Origin of the sequence: Microcoleus sp. K1-B1 (genome assembly GCF_036704705.1) — a bacterium.
GTDB lineage: Bacteria > Cyanobacteriota > Cyanobacteriia > Cyanobacteriales > Microcoleaceae > Microcoleus.
Genome location: NZ_JAUBSH010000034.1, coordinates 51,852 through 67,481, shown reverse-complemented (window position 1 = coordinate 67,481; position 15,630 = coordinate 51,852). Strand labels below are relative to the sequence as shown.

Sequence of the window (15,630 nt, the reverse complement as noted above, 5' to 3'; positions counted from 1 at the left end):
TTATTCTCTCCCGGCGCGGTGGCTTTAGTTCTTCTCAAAGCCACCGTTCTCATCTTTATTTAGTCTAAAGTACAGTATTTTATGGCGTTCTGCTATTGGCAGGCTAGCAATTTCTCTAAGCGATAGCTTGAGAGTAGGTGCAGTTGTTGACGAAATGTTAGACTCAGAACTTTCGCTGGGTAACTGCTTTTTCTGAGCCGCTTTTTGCACGAGAAATTGTGCAAAGTCCAGCACTTCTTGTTGTTTCTCCCTTGGCAACTGTCGCAAATTCTCTAACACTGCTTGCTCAAAATTAATTGTTGTTTCTGACATTTGAATTACTTTCCTTAAGTCTTTCTCGGTTTATTTCTCACGCAGTCAAGTTTTGTAGTTCCCTGTTTGCAAATCGCGCCATAATTTTCATCTTTCCCTGTTAGTTCACCCATCACACCGCCAAATCTTGATACTCCCATCAGAACTGCCACTAACCAGAGTGTTTCCATCTGGGCTAAAACAGACAGAATTTACCGGGGCTGAATGCCCTGTGAGAGTGAAAATTGTGTGTCCATTTTTTAGATTCCACAGTTTGATTGTACTGTCTCCACTACCACTAACAAGAATTTGTCCATCCGGGCTAATGGCGACAGAATTAACATAGTGTGAATGGCCTCTGAGAGTGCGAATTTCCTTGCCAGCTTTCAGGTTGCAAAGCTTGACAGTATGGTCATAACTGCCACTAGCAAGAGTTTGCCCATCCGGGCTGATTGTAACAGAAGAAACCGAGTTTGAATGCCCTCTAAGAGTGCAAAGTGTGTGTCCATTTTTTAGATTCCACAGTTTAATAGTTTTGTCATAACTGCCACTAGCAAGAGTTTGTCCATCCGGGCTGATAGCGACAGAATAAACCGAGGATGAATGCCTAGGGAGAGTGCAAATTTCCTGCCATTTTTTCAGATTCCACAGTTTGATACTATTGTCTTGACTGCCACTAGCAAGAGTTTCTCCATCGGGACTAAAAGCAAGAGACCGAATTAAACTTGAGTGACCCTTGAGAGTGGTAATCTCTTGTCCAGTTTCTAGATTCCACAGCTTAATTGTTCTGTCATAACTTCCACTAGCTAAAATTTTTCCATGAGGGTTAATAGCAACGCAATAAACCGCTACTGAATGCCCAGAGAAAGTACGAATCACCTCTCCTGTATGCAAATTCCAAAGTTTGCTGCAATTTCCACTGCTGTTACTAGCAAAAGTCTTGCCATCTGGACTAATAACTACGCAATCAACAGATGGCATACCTACGCCATTAAGAGTTTTTACACATTTGAAGGAGTGAGCTTTTCTAATGATTTTTTCTTCTATTTGTTGTGGGCTTTTTACTTCACATTTGGCAGCTTCTTCTATTTGTTGTTGGCGTTTTGCTTCAGCTTTGGCAGCCTCTTGAGATTGACGTTCCGCTTCTACTTGCTCAATCAGCTTTTTCAACTCCTGTTCATACTGTTCTCGCTGTCGCCGCTGAATATCCTGAAGAATATCAAAATAAGGTTTCACCCACTCTTCTGCTAATCCATATTCAGCCAATTCATCCTTTAAATTAAATAACAAAGGTTCATAGCAGGGGTTAATATTGAGATAATACAAATCTGCTAAAAATCCCCCCAGTAACTTGTGAATCGCTACAATCAACTGCCGAATGATGCGGAGGGCTTTTTTCTCACTTACTCCGGATGCTAAAAGTGCCTCTTTTGCCTCTTCCCAGTCAAAAACTTTGGTAGAAAACAGGGAGACTTCCTGATTATTCAGGAAGCCCCAAAAGCCGACGCGAAAAGTTACCGCATAGTCGCTGATATCGCTATATAAAATTGTAGTAGGAACCGGAGATAAAATTCGCTGCAAGCGTTCCACATCAATATCACCAATCGACTCAGTGAAATAATCGCTATAAAACTTAACTGGGCGTAAGACATCCTGTTGAGGATAATGCTGTCTGAGAAAATCTCCCACACTTCTCATCTCAATTGGCAAATCTTCACAAAAGGTTTCCGGGCATCGCTTGCTAATTTTGGGCGGTGATAGTAAGATTAAGAGGCGGTGTTGCTGCTGAAGTAAAATCTGCTTAGTTTCCTCTCGATTCAACTTAGAAAACCAAGTATCTTTATCCCAAATTGTTTGAATTTCAGCCAGCTTGACCTGAATATCCTTCGCTTGCAATTCCCGCATCAAATCCCGTTGCAAGGCTGCCAGCTTCAGTCTGTCTTGCTGTTCCTGTGCCTGCAACTCAAGGCGGCGTGCTGTTTGTGCTACTGTTAGCTTTAACAATTCCCGGTCTCTGGTATCTTTCGCCTTCGCGTATTCCAGCATTTCCTGGGAATAATGCTGTTTTGCTTGCTCTATTTCTGTCGAATCAGATGAATTATTAGGATAGGGAATCAGAATATCTAGGTAATTTTGAGAGTTATGGCCGAAGGCTTCTCCTAGTTTGTGGCCGATATTTCTGGCGATGGGTGAGAGCACTGCCGAGATGTAGGGAGCGATAGCGGCGATGATTGTTGGAAACATAAATGTGGGTGAGGATGCGGTTATTAATAGTGTAGCAGGATGTTGGGAGGTATAATTCGGATGGTTGCCAGATATTCTGCACTTGTTGCTTTTTAGATTGAATTTCATCATTAATACTCCTGGACGCAGAAACCAGGTTTTTTACGGACATACTGCATAACAATATTTTTAGACTTTATCATGTAAAGTACCGCAGATGCGGTACAATTATCAGTTAGCTGGCTTCGCTTTTGGCTGCAACAATGCTTCTAAATTATCTGCCAGTGTTTAACATTAAGCTATTCACTTCTAATTGCTGTAGTTCATTCTATGAGAAAGCCACAAACTGTTAAAGCTTTGGAAGACCTAGGACGGGTTCAACTCTCTAAGAGTTTTTTTATGCGTGAGTTTCTTTATTCAGAAATCTCTCAAATTGAAGGTATCCCTAACATTCCTAGCGATCCTGACTTGGCGATCGAAGCAGGAAAGAATTTGTGTGAGAGGGTGCTTGAACCAATTCAAGATGCGCTCGGTCGGATTAGTATCCGCTCAGCCTATCGTTCTTGTGCGGTGAACGCCAAAGGAGCAGAGAATAAAAATCAGTACGGCTGTGCCAGTAATGAGGACAACTATGCAGAACATATCTGGGACGTAAAAGATTCAAAGGGGTATATGGGAGCAACAGTATGTATTATTGTTACATCATTCATCCCTTACTATGAACGCACTCAAGATTGGACAGCATTGGCATGGTGGATACATGACCACATTGATGCTTATGCAGCAATGACCTTTTTCCCAAAGTATGCAGCGTTCAACATTAGGTGGAGCGAGAATCCTAATGTTTCAAAAGAAATTGATAGCTACGTAAAAAACCCGCACACTGGTAAGAAGAGCGGGTATCTGACAAAGAAGGGGATGGATAATTTCTTAGGTTTGCATGAGCAGTTTTACCAAGAATTTCTCGATCGCTGACTAACCATCGCCTTGAACTTCTATGCGATAGTTGTAGCCCTGTTCGGTGAGGAAGAGTTGGCGGTGTCGCGCGAAATCTTCCTCGCAAGTTTGTAGCGATACTAATGTATAAAAGCTGGCAGTATGTCCATCGGCTTTGGGGCGGAGAATTCGTCCGAGGCGCTGCGCTTCTTCTTGGCGAGAACCATACTTTCCCGATACTTGAATCAACACATCGGCATCGGGTAAATCGACGGCAAAATTGCCCACGCGAGATAGAATTAATCCGGGAATTTCTTTGTGACGGAATGCTTCGTATAACCGATCGCGATCTGCCTGTTTTGTCTTCCCCGTAATCAGAGGCAAATCGGTAATTTTGGCGATCGCATCCAACTGTTCGAGATACTCACCAATAATTAAAATACGGTGTCCCGCTTCCTTTTGCAACAAACTTTGCACCACATCCAACTTACCCGGATTTTCCGCCGCAATCCGAAACTGATTGCGGCGGGGCGCTAGGGCATATTCCATTTTTTCCGCCTCATTTTGGGCGACGCGGATTTCCGTACAATTGGCAGTGGCAATAAATCCCTGTCCTTCCAATTCGCGCCAAGGTACGTCATAGCGCTTGGGCCCAATCAACGTGAATACATCGCCTTCTTTCCCGTCTTCGCGAATCAATGTCGCAGTTAAACCTAACCTGCGTCGTGCTTGTAATTCAGCGGTGATCCGAAATATCGGTGCAGGTAATAGATGGACTTCATCATAAATAATCAGTCCCCACGATTGGGCATTAAACAACTCGAAATGCGGGAATTCATCATCTTTATTCGATCGATAACTTAGCATTTGGTAAGTCGATAGGGTGACAGCAGCCGTCTGTTTGGTGACACTGCTGTACTCAGCGATCGCATCCTCAGTTAAACTCGTTTTGTCTAATATTTCCCTGCGCCACTGGTGCACTGAAGTCAAACTGCTGGTGAGGATGAGAGTCTTTTGCTTTACCAAACTCATCGCTAACATCCCGACTATGGTTTTACCAGCCCCGCAGGGTAGGACGATCGTGCCACTTCCACCTTTTACCTCCCCGTCCTGATAGAATGCCTCTGCTGCTTCTTGTTGATAAGTACGCAAATTAAAGGGCAAGTCCGCTAAAGTACGATCGCGCAAAGAAATCTCTAATTCGGCACCCTCGACATATCCAGCCAAATCTTCTGCCGGATAGCCCACGGCTAGTAAAGCTTGCTTGAGTACGCCGCGATTCCCGGCATCGACTTGAAAGCAAAGATCCGAGATGCGCTTGCCCAACATTGGTTTAACGCGATCGTCCCGTACCAGCAATTCCGCTAGAGGAAAATCGGCAATTCGCAGTTGTAAATCCGGGCTAGCCTCATCGATTCTTTCAATTACAGTTAATCCATACCGCGCCCCCAACAGTTCAATTTCCTGCGCTACGGACTCAGGAATGGGATACTTGGCATACTTTCGCAAAGCTGCGATCGCCTCTTCAACTGGCATTCCCGCCGCCCGCGCATTCCACACGCTGAGGGGCGTGATGCGATAGGTGTGGATGTGTTCGGGACTTTTGATTAATTCGGCAAAGGGGGCGATCGCTTCTCGCGCCTGTTGTGCTGTGGGGGCGTGAACTTCTAGTAAGATCGATCGATCGCTTTGCACGATCAAAGCATTTTCGGGAACATAATTCATAAGAAGAAGGAAGAGGGAAGAGGGAAGAAGGAAGAAGGAAGAAGGAAGAGGGAAGAAGGAAGAAGGAAGAAGGAATAAGTTTGTTAGAACAGAAAAGTTTGGTTTATTTGCTCCAGTCCATGTTATAAGGTGCGTCGCGATTGAGATTGTCGATCTTTTTTTAGGATTTATCGCCAGCGACGCACCCTACAAATACTCAAAGTCCCCCTTTTTAAGGGGGATTTAGGGGGATCAGGACTCAGCTATAAACGAAAGATAAAAAGGTTTTCGGGTGATTTTTGACACTAATAGTATCAGGTGTACTATTTATCCCGCTGGGGTAAGACGTAGCCGATCTGCCGCAGGGCGTTGCGAAATTTAGTTTCCTGGGATAATGGAACTGCTAAAGTGCGATCGCCCGCTAGCTGACAGAATTTTTTCGTACGGGAATCATTGGCAATCAACACTGCTAAATGGGCGTTTTTACATTCGATTAACTTGACAGTTCCTGCATCTTGCAAACTATTCGATCGTTCTGTAACATCCGTCAGAAATTGCTGTACGGTTTCGGGTAGCGGTTCGATACTTCTTGTCTCTAAAACTTCTTGAAATTCTGCTAGCGGGTATCCAGCTTCAATGGCGGTAAATAGCTTTTGTCGATCGAGTTGCCAGACGACATCTGAAACTTTTTTAGTATAGAGATCGAGGACGATCGCATCTGATGTCGCGATGCCTTCTCCTGCTACAACAATATCTAAATTGGGCAGTACGCGGAGTGTTTGACGGAACTCAATTGCTGGCGGGGTGTAATTGTTAGTCAATCCCAAACAGTAAGCCCCCAAAGCTGTCAGGCGAAAAGATATTAAGCCGTCGTAGCGACTGAGAAATCTCAAATCGTCGGTTCCCCAAAGATCGTCAAAATCGCTGGGTATGAGGGACGGATCGACATAGGCAACATCAATTATTCCCAGAGTGGCAACATACTCAAACAACAGGCAGCGCATATATCTTTCTTGCAGGATATGCCAATCGTGACTGCCCGAATATCCTAAGTTACCATACCCAAATTCAGAAATATAGAGAGTTTCGGGATCGCGCGTTACTTCAAACCGATTCCCCGTTGCCAACATATACTTGCTAAATTCGCTAAACAGAATCCATTTACCGACAGGACATTCTGCTAGCTTTGAGGCGATCGCCTCTCTCCGCCCCGCCACCGCTGTCATGCCGCGCGCGCCCTTGCCGGTTTGTCCTTTAATTGCATCAATGCGGCGAAATTCATCAAAAGTGTTTGTTTTTAACCAGCGCTTCCATGCTGTCTGTAATCCTTTGGCAGGTGATTCTTGCAAGGCTTTCTGTCCCGCTTTGGTCAAAACTAGCTTTTTGCCCGATTGTTCGGCGAATTTGCTCGCTTGGGCGATCGCGGCCCAAGCAAAGGATTTGATGTTACCAACCTCGTAGAATATATCGCCCTTTTCCAAGGTAGCTTGGCGCTGTTCGTCGTTATAAAAATCACCCCCTTGCAATACGGCGGCGATCGCTTTCAGAGTTGCGGCACCAGGTAATGCAGTTTTCTCACTAACAGCAACTTTGCCCGACTGAATCAGACGCAAAACTGCTTCCAAATCCTTTGGGGCGGCCCGTTCCATTTCAAAAATTGTCAAGGGAAGTTCGTACTCGGATACCTCTATTTTAGATGTACGAAAGTTCTGTTTTTCTACACGAACCATAAAATTATCTGGCAGTACATCGCCAACCAGATTTAAGGAAGTTGCTTGAGGTTTTGGCACAAACTTCCGCAAGTTTTGTTCAAGATCGTAGGGTATCGCATTGCCGTAGAAGAACAAGCAGAGTAGGGATGGTTCTCGGTTGTATCCATAGCGATCGCTTGTTCCCCAGTTTGGTTGTTGTCCGTATTTTGCCATAAATACATCGGCATCATAGCCACCACCTGACCCATGTATAACTTCCGCTACGGCCGCTTTTTGCAGGTCGTCTAATTGCGCCCAAACTTGCTTAAGTTTTTGTCCCTGCATTTGCTCTTTAATCCCAGCAACCAGGTCAGCTTTCCGGGTTAATTTGCGATCGCCCGACAACAGTGCATTCAGCTTTTTTAAATCTTCAACAATTATTCCTTCGAGTGCCTCTTGGAGGGTAATAACATTATCTAGGGTTTGGTAACGCGGCATAATTTTTGGCAATCCGCCTGCTGCAAAATTGTTTGTGCTACCAACTATAACAACTTTCCGATATTTGTAATTTGAATTTTTGTTACAAAAATCAGAAGCATGGTTTAATCTTTATTGTTAAACTCACGCTAATTTTATCTAATTAATTACATAATTAGGCAATCTAAAAAATCGGAATTACACAACTACTTTAGAACGTAGAGTGCGTCGCTACTAACAATCTCCTAGCAGCTTGAATATCTCGTGGCGGCGCACCATAAAATTAGTCGATCGAAAATGACAGAGTGTAACTAGCACTTCCTCGTTCTGTACTTACATCTATTTGATATTTTCCCGTTTTTGCAACGACTCCAGACCATATTCTTGATTCTTTGATTATCGTTTTTTTGTCCGAGTCTATGACTTTAAACACAGCATTATTTTCAAGTGATTTGACATTGGCTTTGATTTTTTTTCCTTTTTTAACTCCGACAAAATAACTATTGAAAGTGCCAGGCGCTACTCTTCCTTTTACTTCCGCTGAACGAACACCTTCTATGAACTCCCTTTGCTCTTTTTGTACAGCCGCTAAAACAGTAGATTTTTCTGAGATAGTTGGGGTTGTAATTAGGTTAGATAAGGCTTTGACTGAAGCCGGAAAAATCAGCGATGCACTTAAGCCGATCGTCAAAATGTTTAGCGGGTGTTTGAAAGTTATTGCTGGTTTTTTCATGGGAGTTTAACAGTAAAATTGAAATTTGTTTATTTGTAAGATTATAGCAGACTGGGGCTGTCTGCGTCCGATCGCCCTCGCCGATCGACTAATTTTAGCTTGTGCAAACAATCAATCGATTTGAGATTTGAGATTTGAGATTGAAGCCTAAGATGTGGGATAATTTTGTACGGCCGGGACTGACGCATTACTGTAAAGTTGCCTCCGGGCGCACAAAAGTAAGATCGCCCGTCAGCCGTGTTACAAAAAAAATTGCCAGTCCAGGACGCACAAAAACCTTTAGAAACCGGGTTTCTGGACAAAAAACTACGCTTTCAAACAGATTCCCCGACAAGAAACCCGGTTTCTGACCAACTGTGCGTAAGTTCTGTTTGCACAATTCCTAATTATCACAAACCCGACGATATGACTCAAAACCCAACCGCCACCTATCGCATTGAAAGCGACTCGATGGGAGACAAACAAATTCCATCTAATGTCTATTATGGCATCCAAACTCTAAGGGCTATTGAAAATTTCCCGATCAGCGGCATTAAGCCTTTATCAACATACGTTGATGCTTGTGTTTTAATTAAGAAAGCAACGGCGATCGCCAATGGCGAACTCGGCTGCATTCCCCAAGACATCAGTCAAGCAATTGTCCAAGCAGCAGATGAAATCCTAGCTGGCAAATTGCGCGATCAATTTGTAGTTGATGTCTACCAAGCCGGCGCCGGAACTTCTCACCACATGAACGTTAATGAAGTTCTTTCAAATCGCGCTTTGGAAATTCTGGGCGATGAAAAAGGCAACTACAAGCGCGTCAGTCCTAACGACCACGTAAACTACGGTCAATCGACCAATGATGTGATTCCGACTGCGATTCGGATCGGCGGATTGTTGGCGTTAGAAAAAACTCTGTTTCCGGCTTTGTCGGATGCCGTAGTCGCCCTAGAAAACAAAGCCGAAGAATTCAAAGATATCGTTAAATCCGGCCGCACTCATATGCAAGATGCCGTACCGGTTCGACTCGGCGATACCTTTGGCGCTTGGGCGCAAATTCTCAGAGAACATACCTTGAGAATTGACAGGGCATCCGATGATTTGACATCTCTGGGATTGGGGGGAAGTGCGGCAGGAACAGGCTTAAACACTCACCCAGAATACTGTCAAAAAGTTGCTGAAATTCTCTCCGAATTAATCGACCAACCCCTGAAACCAGCCAAGCATTTAATGGCAGCTATGCAGAGTATGGCACCGTTTGTAAATGTCTCCGGTGCACTGCGAAATCTCGCTCAGGATTGCGTTAAAATGTCCCACGACTTGCGTTTGATGGACTCAGGGCCGAAAACGGGTTTGAAAGAAATTCAACTGCCTCCTGTGCAACCTGGTTCGTCTATTATGCCGGGGAAATACAATCCTGTGATGGCAGAAATGACATCGATGGTGTGTTTTCAAGTTATGGGTTACGATAGCGCGATCGCCCTGGCCGCCCAAGCAGGACAATTAGAATTGAACGTGATGATGCCCCTGATTGCCTACAATCTGATTCACAGCATCGAAATTTTGGGCAATACCATCAGCGCTTTGACTACACAATGCCTCGAAAAAATTGAAGCGAAGGGCGATCGGTGTCTCGCTTACGCAGAAGGCAGTCTCGCCCTCGTTACCGCCCTCAACACTCACATTGGCTATCTCAACGCCGCCGCCGTCGCCAAAGAATCTCTAGAAACAGGCAAATCTTTGCGGCAAATTGTGCTAGAACGGGGTTTAATGAGTGCAGAAGACTTGGCAAAAGTTCTAGATTTAGAGAAAATGAGTGCGATGCCAACATCTTCTGCTAACGTATAGGATCTCGCAGGAATCAGCTAGAAACTAGAAGGCTGAACTCGATTTAATTCTGCCTTCTGCCTTCTGAGTTCTGCCCGATCGCTGTCACAGGTTAAAGTTAAACAATTCAGAATTCAATTCTTTTACATTTAATTCTGAATTTTTTTTATAGTCTAAAGTTGGGGAGCAAAATTTATGCGCGCAGGTTCTTTTGCCAAATTAACTCAAGATAAAGAGAACACAACTCAAGTGACATTTCATTATGTGGAAGGTCACGCAGAAACCTTTACTATTCCCATGCCTGCACAAGAATTCCAAGAGGAAGTGCTGAATTTGTTAAATCAACCTTGGTTGACTTTCCATTTAGCTGATCAAACGGTTTTTATCTGCACAGCCAGGGTGGTAAAAGTAGAAGTAAAACCTGCTATCCCTGAACTGCAAGGTCAAGGAGTATTCTCTAACTCGCTGCGAGTTAGTACCATGCAGCGGGCTGCTGTTGGTAGATTGCCGATGAATAGTTAGGGTTCATTTGTATTGAGATGATTCTTGGTAACGCAGGCGCAGATCACCCTGCTTATGGTGTTCCGTCCCTGCGTTATATTGAGATTATTCCCCATCGATAACCAATTAATTAATTCATAATTATGTCTGCTGTTAGTTTAATTAAGGCCAATTCATACGATCGCCAAATTTTGCAAACATCTTTAGAAAGTTTGCTGGCACCCTTGGGCGGAATCTCGGCTTTTGTCAAAGCGGGCGATCGGGTTTTACTCAAACCCAATCTCCTCACCGGTTCTCGCCCTACCAAAGAATGTGTCACCCGCCCCGAATTGGTTTACTGCGTCGCTAAAATGGTCATTGAAGCGGGAGGAAAACCATTCTTAGGCGATAGTCCCGCTTTTGGCAGCGCGATGGGTGTAGCCAAAGCCAACGGTTATTTGCCACTGTTGGAAGAACTGAATTTGCCCGTTGTTGAGTTTCAAGGAAAACGCTACGAAACTGTCAGCGAAGATTTCAATCATCTGCGAATTTGCAAAGAAGCAATGGAAGCGGATGTAGTGATTAATTTGCCGAAACTCAAATCTCACGTTCAATTAACCGTGACAATGGGCGTGAAAAATTTGTTCGGCTGCGTCCCCGGCAAAATGAAGGCTTGGTGGCACATGGAAGCTGGCAAAGATAGCGCCCGATTCGGTGAAATGCTGGTAGAAACTGCCCGGGCAATTAACCCAAATTTGACAATTTTGGATGGCATTATTGGCCACGAAGGTAACGGCCCAAGCGGCGGCGAACCTAAGTTTTTAGGAATTTTGGCCGCCTCTGATGATGTGTTTGCTTTGGACAGAACTTTAGTTGAAATTATTAATGCTGATCCGGCGGCGGTTCCCACTGTAGCTGCGGCGATGAGATTGGGACTGTGCTCGAATTTGGAGGCGATTGATTTTCCGCTTTTGCAGCCGGAAACTCTCAAGGTTTTGGATTGGAAGTTGCCGGAAAGCATGATCGCGATCGACTTTGGTATGCCCCGTGTGGTGAAGTCGGCTTTCAAGCACCTTTATATCCGGTTTATTAAAGAAAAGTTCAGCATCAAGGCTTCGCATTAGCGAAGACAGAAGGGTAAAATTTCTTTTTTTTATTCCTTCTGCTTCGCCTTGCTAATTGTAAAGAAATATTATTATGTTACAACATATCTATTTATGTAAATTTTTAATAAATTTGTTAGAACTCTATGGTTTAAGTAGGTAGACCGGATTAAACCGCACAATGTAACACTATATAAACAGGTTTAAGTCAGCCAGTAAGTAGGTAGGCCTGATTAAACCGCATAATGTAACACTATGTAAACAGGTTTAAGTCAGCCAGTAGAGAGGATTTGGAGACTTTGCCCTCGTTTACATAGGGAAGTTTTTTCGCGCCGACTTACTTAAAGCATTGGCCTCGCCGTACTCGCAACTCGCGCTCATTCTTGCTAGCTATAAGCCGTTACAAAATTTTACTTAAGTATAAACACTTATAACAACCCTTGTTTTAACAAAATTTATCCTAAAGTTGCGCTTTTCTTTATAATTGACCGCTCAATTATAAAGATTGAGTAAAGCTCGGAAAAGGTTATTGACAGTTATACGTAGATCGCAGATGATTGCGACATATCAAACAGACCTCACATTAAATCATAAAGGTCTAATCCAGTTGCTGAATCAATCTTAAGTATTAGATATCTCCGAAACATAGTCTGAAATGCTTCGCCTATAAGGCGGCGAAATTTCCATTAGGTAGATGTCTGTTATATAGATCGATCAACAGCCCTTGCCAAGTACAGCAAAGATTCACTACCGCATCAGTAAAAAATTAAAATCAGGAACTACCTCACCTATGCTTACTAACAACAATCTGACAATCGTACAGCCACTAAAAGCTAAGTTTTTGCCAAACAGTGAAGTTTTACTAACCCGGAAGTTAATAGAAGCAGTTGGTGAGTTAGCCACCTATTGGTCTGGTTCAATTACTGTGATGATGGAAGAAACGAAAGAAGACAACGACCAGATGGATGCAAAAATATTCAAACTTGATGAATTGCCATTCAAACTGGAAATAATTTCTTTTGATAAAATCACCCCAGCTTTACTACATCAGCATCAGAGTGCGCTGGTATTGGCAGCCCCGGAATACAGACAGAACCATATCAGTAAAGTGTGTAAAATAGCGGGAGTACCGTGTATTTACGTTTCCGAATACAGTCTGAAAACTCGCAAACAGATCGTGAATGTGAGTACGCGCAATCCCCTGATCCGCTTGCGTAGAATCATCTGGACTTACAGTCAGGAATATAAGCAGCGCAAGGCGATCGCACTGGCAGAGGGATTGCAGTGCAACGGCACCCCTACATACCAAGAATACAAGCAGCTCAATCGCAACCCACAGTTGTTCTTAGACACGCGGATTAGAGAGGATATGTTAGCAACAGAAGCTGACATTGAACGGCGCACTGAAAACCGCTCTCAAGATATGCCTCTCCGGCTAGTATTCTCAGGTCGCCTGATTAAGATGAAAGGAGCTGATCATTTACTTGAGGTCGCTAAAGAACTCAAACAACTGAAGGTGAAATTTGAAATGTTCATCAGTGGTGTTGGTGACTTAGAAGAGATGATGCACCAGCAAATAGCTGCCCATCAACTTAATGATTGCGTGAAAATGCTCGGAGTGCCTGACTTTAAAACAGATTTTTTCCCTTTTGTAAAGAACAATATTGATTTGTTTGTTTGCTGTCACCGCCAGGGCGATCCTTCTTGTACTTACATAGAAACTATGGCTGGTGGCGTGCCGATTGTTGGGTATGCGAACGAAGCATTTCAGGGAATTGCAGAAATGTCGGAGACAGGATGGGTTGTGCCAATGAATCAGCCTAAAAAGATGGCGAAGAAAATTGCAGAACTCAGCCACAACCGGGAAGAAATTAAATCGATGTCGTTCAAGTCACTGAAGTTTGCTCAACAGCACACATTTGAGAAGACTTTTCAAGCTCGCATCAAACATATGCAGGCTATTGCCTACTCAACGCGGCCTAATCCAGTCATCGAAAGTCAAGTATGTGATGCTCCCGATATGGTTTTGGCGTACAGTCAACTGCCTTAAGAATCATTCTGCCTATGATTGAGACAGGTTTCTTTAAGGTAACCACGGAAATGCGAGGTCTTGTAAAGGCAAGGCTTGAGGTGATCGATCGCCATTAGATTTAGATGTTTTTTCAAACTTAAGAACATCTAAATCTAATGGCGATCGCACTTCTTCCATAGGTTCTCAAGTATCCTTTAACGGGTTACATTTTCTTGGCAACTACCAGATCCCACAGCAACTCTAAACTATCGAGCGACGAACTAATTTTCCTTTCCACCGGAACTGGCAAAACTAACAGCGTTTTTAGTTGAAATCTTGTTAAATCAACTGCTTCATTATTTAGTAAGTATAGGCACAAATGCTTTTATTAGTATCATACCCTAGAGGTATATCATGTTTCTAACTTAATGTATACTTGAATTATTGCTGAATTCTTGACTACAGAAAAACTTACTCACCGCCCGCTCGCGGCAGGTGTAGTTTTTTATCAAAAGTGACAAAGCCAGCTAAATGCGTTAACTTAAATTCGATGTTACCTGAAAACCACGCCTTAGTAATTGTATTCCCAAAACTTCATAAGTTTTAGGCATTCATCTCCTGTATAGAGGAACACACAATTATCACTGGCACATAACGTCCCGCAGTGATCCAAAATGAATGGTTATTAGTACATCAAGTTCCTAAGTAACGAAAACTACAATGCAAAGTCAAACGTGCTTAAGCCCTACCGTCGTCTGCCCGATATCGGGACAGAGTATGAAACCGTGGCTATTTATACCCGGTGATTGGCGCAGACCTCGAAACAAAGAGTCATTTCAATTGTACTGGTGCGAAAAGTCACAACTTGGATGCATTCATCCTTTACCCGAACTCAACAAAATCGCCAGCTTCTACGACATCGATGAGTATTATACTCATCATATAGACTTTACAGGCTTCGTATCTGCCTCTTCTATTTCCTTCTTCGATAAATTGCGTACCCATCTAGCTTGGCGTTTTGATCGCGGAGTAGATGTCACAAGTAAATGGTGGAAGCAACAGTTCGGGACTGCTTCCTCCTCGATCTTAGAAATTGGTTGCGCCAACGGGAACCTGCTGCAAGAACTGCAAGCAGAGGGTCACAAAGTCTGGGGCGTAGAACCCGATCAACAAGCTTTAGTTTTGGCCCAGCAGCGAGGTCTTAATGTATTTTCTGGTACTGCTGAATCTTTGCCCCGGGAAGTTCAGTCTAGACAGTACGACATAATTGTGATGAATCACGTACTCGAACATACCAGAGATCCTTTACTTGCACTACGCAATGCCATGCAGTTGCTCGTGGATGGCGGAAAATTGGTGATGGAAGTACCAAATAACTCTTGTATTGGGCGGAAGTCATCAGGGATTGCATGGATGCATCTAGATGTACCAAGGCATTTGTATTTCTTCACACCGCAGAGCTTTCGCGCTATCTGTGAAAAAGTAGGATTTGAGATAATTTCTACCCAGTTTAATGGCTACTATCGCCAATTTGACAACACTTGGATCAATGATGAAAGAAAAATTTTCAGTGTGTTCGATTCAATGGCATCTCATCAGATAGTAAAGCCCAAAGAAAACAGTAAACTCCAAGCTTGGAAGCTACTGCTGAAAACAATTTTTGCTGCTGATGAAAACAAGTACGATTCGATTCGGATTGTGGCACAAAAGCCATAGCAAGATCGAGGTAAGGGCAATAAACTTTGGGTTTGATTATCAAGTATGGTGACACACTCACCATACTTTTGCGATGCCCTGCGATCATCGCCCATGCCAGGAGTGCACTCAAACCAAATGCGACTCTGGACCCAGCCATCCACCTGACTCGATCAAGACTGACGCACAAACTTTTTATGTAAGGTGTGCCGTCGGCAGCTTACCACATAGAAAATGTAAAAATTGTTTTCTGGCGTAATATCGTTTCCGGTTGCATCGGAATAATATATTTGGATCATGTCAGTGGGAGCTTAAGATATCGCTACCCAAACCGCAATCTCTTAAGCTCCCACTATAATTCGGATGCCACCGGATTTGATATAAATTTTATTGAATATGCGATCGCAGTTGCACCTCAAAACGATTAGTTACAATGTGTTTGCTTTTTTAATTTTTTCTTGTGAGCACCCATAATTC

Annotated in this window: 11 protein-coding genes; 6 read left to right on the top strand and 5 right to left on the bottom strand. The window is 43.5% G+C overall.

The annotated features are described in order from the left end of the window. Positions 1-24: 24 nt before the first annotated feature. Both QUA83_RS14935 and QUA83_RS14930 read right to left on the bottom strand, forming a co-directional pair. A complete protein-coding gene (locus QUA83_RS14935; RefSeq protein WP_333293904.1) occupies positions 25-312 on the bottom strand; it encodes a DUF2281 domain-containing protein in 288 nt (95 codons plus the stop codon). A gap of 105 nt (positions 313-417) precedes the next feature. Continuing rightward, on the bottom strand, positions 418-2,535 hold the full coding sequence (locus QUA83_RS14930) for a WD40 domain-containing protein (protein ID WP_333293903.1): 2,118 nt from the start codon (positions 2,533-2,535) through the stop codon (positions 418-420). Between the two features lie 309 nt (positions 2,536-2,844). Between QUA83_RS14930 and QUA83_RS14925 the strand changes: the two genes are divergently transcribed. After that, entirely contained in the window at positions 2,845-3,489 is a 645-nt protein-coding gene (locus tag QUA83_RS14925) for a peptidase M15 (RefSeq protein WP_333293901.1), read from the top strand. On the opposite strand, the gene QUA83_RS14920 is transcribed toward QUA83_RS14925, so the two are convergent. The 3 genes from QUA83_RS14920 to QUA83_RS14910 all read right to left on the bottom strand — a co-directional run bounded on the left by QUA83_RS14920 (position 3,490) and on the right by QUA83_RS14910 (position 8,055). Continuing rightward, the gene (locus tag QUA83_RS14920) at positions 3,490-5,175 is read right to left on the bottom strand and encodes a DNA repair helicase XPB (RefSeq protein ID WP_333293900.1); all 1,686 of its coding nucleotides are present in this window, start codon (positions 5,173-5,175) and stop codon (positions 3,490-3,492) included. A 302-nt stretch (positions 5,176-5,477) separates the two neighbouring features. Further along, positions 5,478-7,343 (bottom strand): hypothetical protein, encoded by a 1,866-nt coding sequence (locus QUA83_RS14915; RefSeq protein ID WP_333293899.1) that lies wholly within the window; start codon positions 7,341-7,343, stop codon positions 5,478-5,480. A gap of 262 nt (positions 7,344-7,605) precedes the next feature. Continuing rightward, positions 7,606-8,055, bottom strand: coding sequence for a hypothetical protein (locus QUA83_RS14910; protein WP_333293898.1), 450 nt, complete (start codon positions 8,053-8,055; stop codon positions 7,606-7,608). 405 nt (positions 8,056-8,460) lie between these two features. Here QUA83_RS14910 and QUA83_RS14905 point away from each other — a divergent pair, with 405 nt between their 5' ends. The 5 genes from QUA83_RS14905 to QUA83_RS14885 all read left to right on the top strand — a co-directional run bounded on the left by QUA83_RS14905 (position 8,461) and on the right by QUA83_RS14885 (position 15,174). Continuing rightward, entirely contained in the window at positions 8,461-9,885 is a 1,425-nt protein-coding gene (locus QUA83_RS14905; protein ID WP_333293906.1) for an aspartate ammonia-lyase, read from the top strand. A 174-nt stretch (positions 9,886-10,059) separates the two neighbouring features. Beyond that, positions 10,060-10,386 (top strand): hypothetical protein, encoded by a 327-nt coding sequence (locus tag QUA83_RS14900; RefSeq protein ID WP_333293897.1) that lies wholly within the window; start codon positions 10,060-10,062, stop codon positions 10,384-10,386. 122 nt (positions 10,387-10,508) lie between these two features. Next, positions 10,509-11,468 carry a DUF362 domain-containing protein gene (locus tag QUA83_RS14895; protein WP_333293896.1) on the top strand — a complete coding sequence of 320 codons (960 nt, stop codon included), beginning with the start codon at positions 10,509-10,511 and terminating at the stop codon, positions 11,466-11,468. Positions 11,469-12,237: 769 nt separating this feature from the next. After that, positions 12,238-13,497 carry a glycosyltransferase gene (locus QUA83_RS14890; protein WP_333293895.1) on the top strand — a complete coding sequence of 420 codons (1,260 nt, stop codon included), beginning with the start codon at positions 12,238-12,240 and terminating at the stop codon, positions 13,495-13,497. A 738-nt stretch (positions 13,498-14,235) separates the two neighbouring features. Then, positions 14,236-15,174 (top strand): class I SAM-dependent methyltransferase, encoded by a 939-nt coding sequence (locus tag QUA83_RS14885; protein ID WP_333293894.1) that lies wholly within the window; start codon positions 14,236-14,238, stop codon positions 15,172-15,174. Positions 15,175-15,630 lie beyond the last annotated feature (456 nt).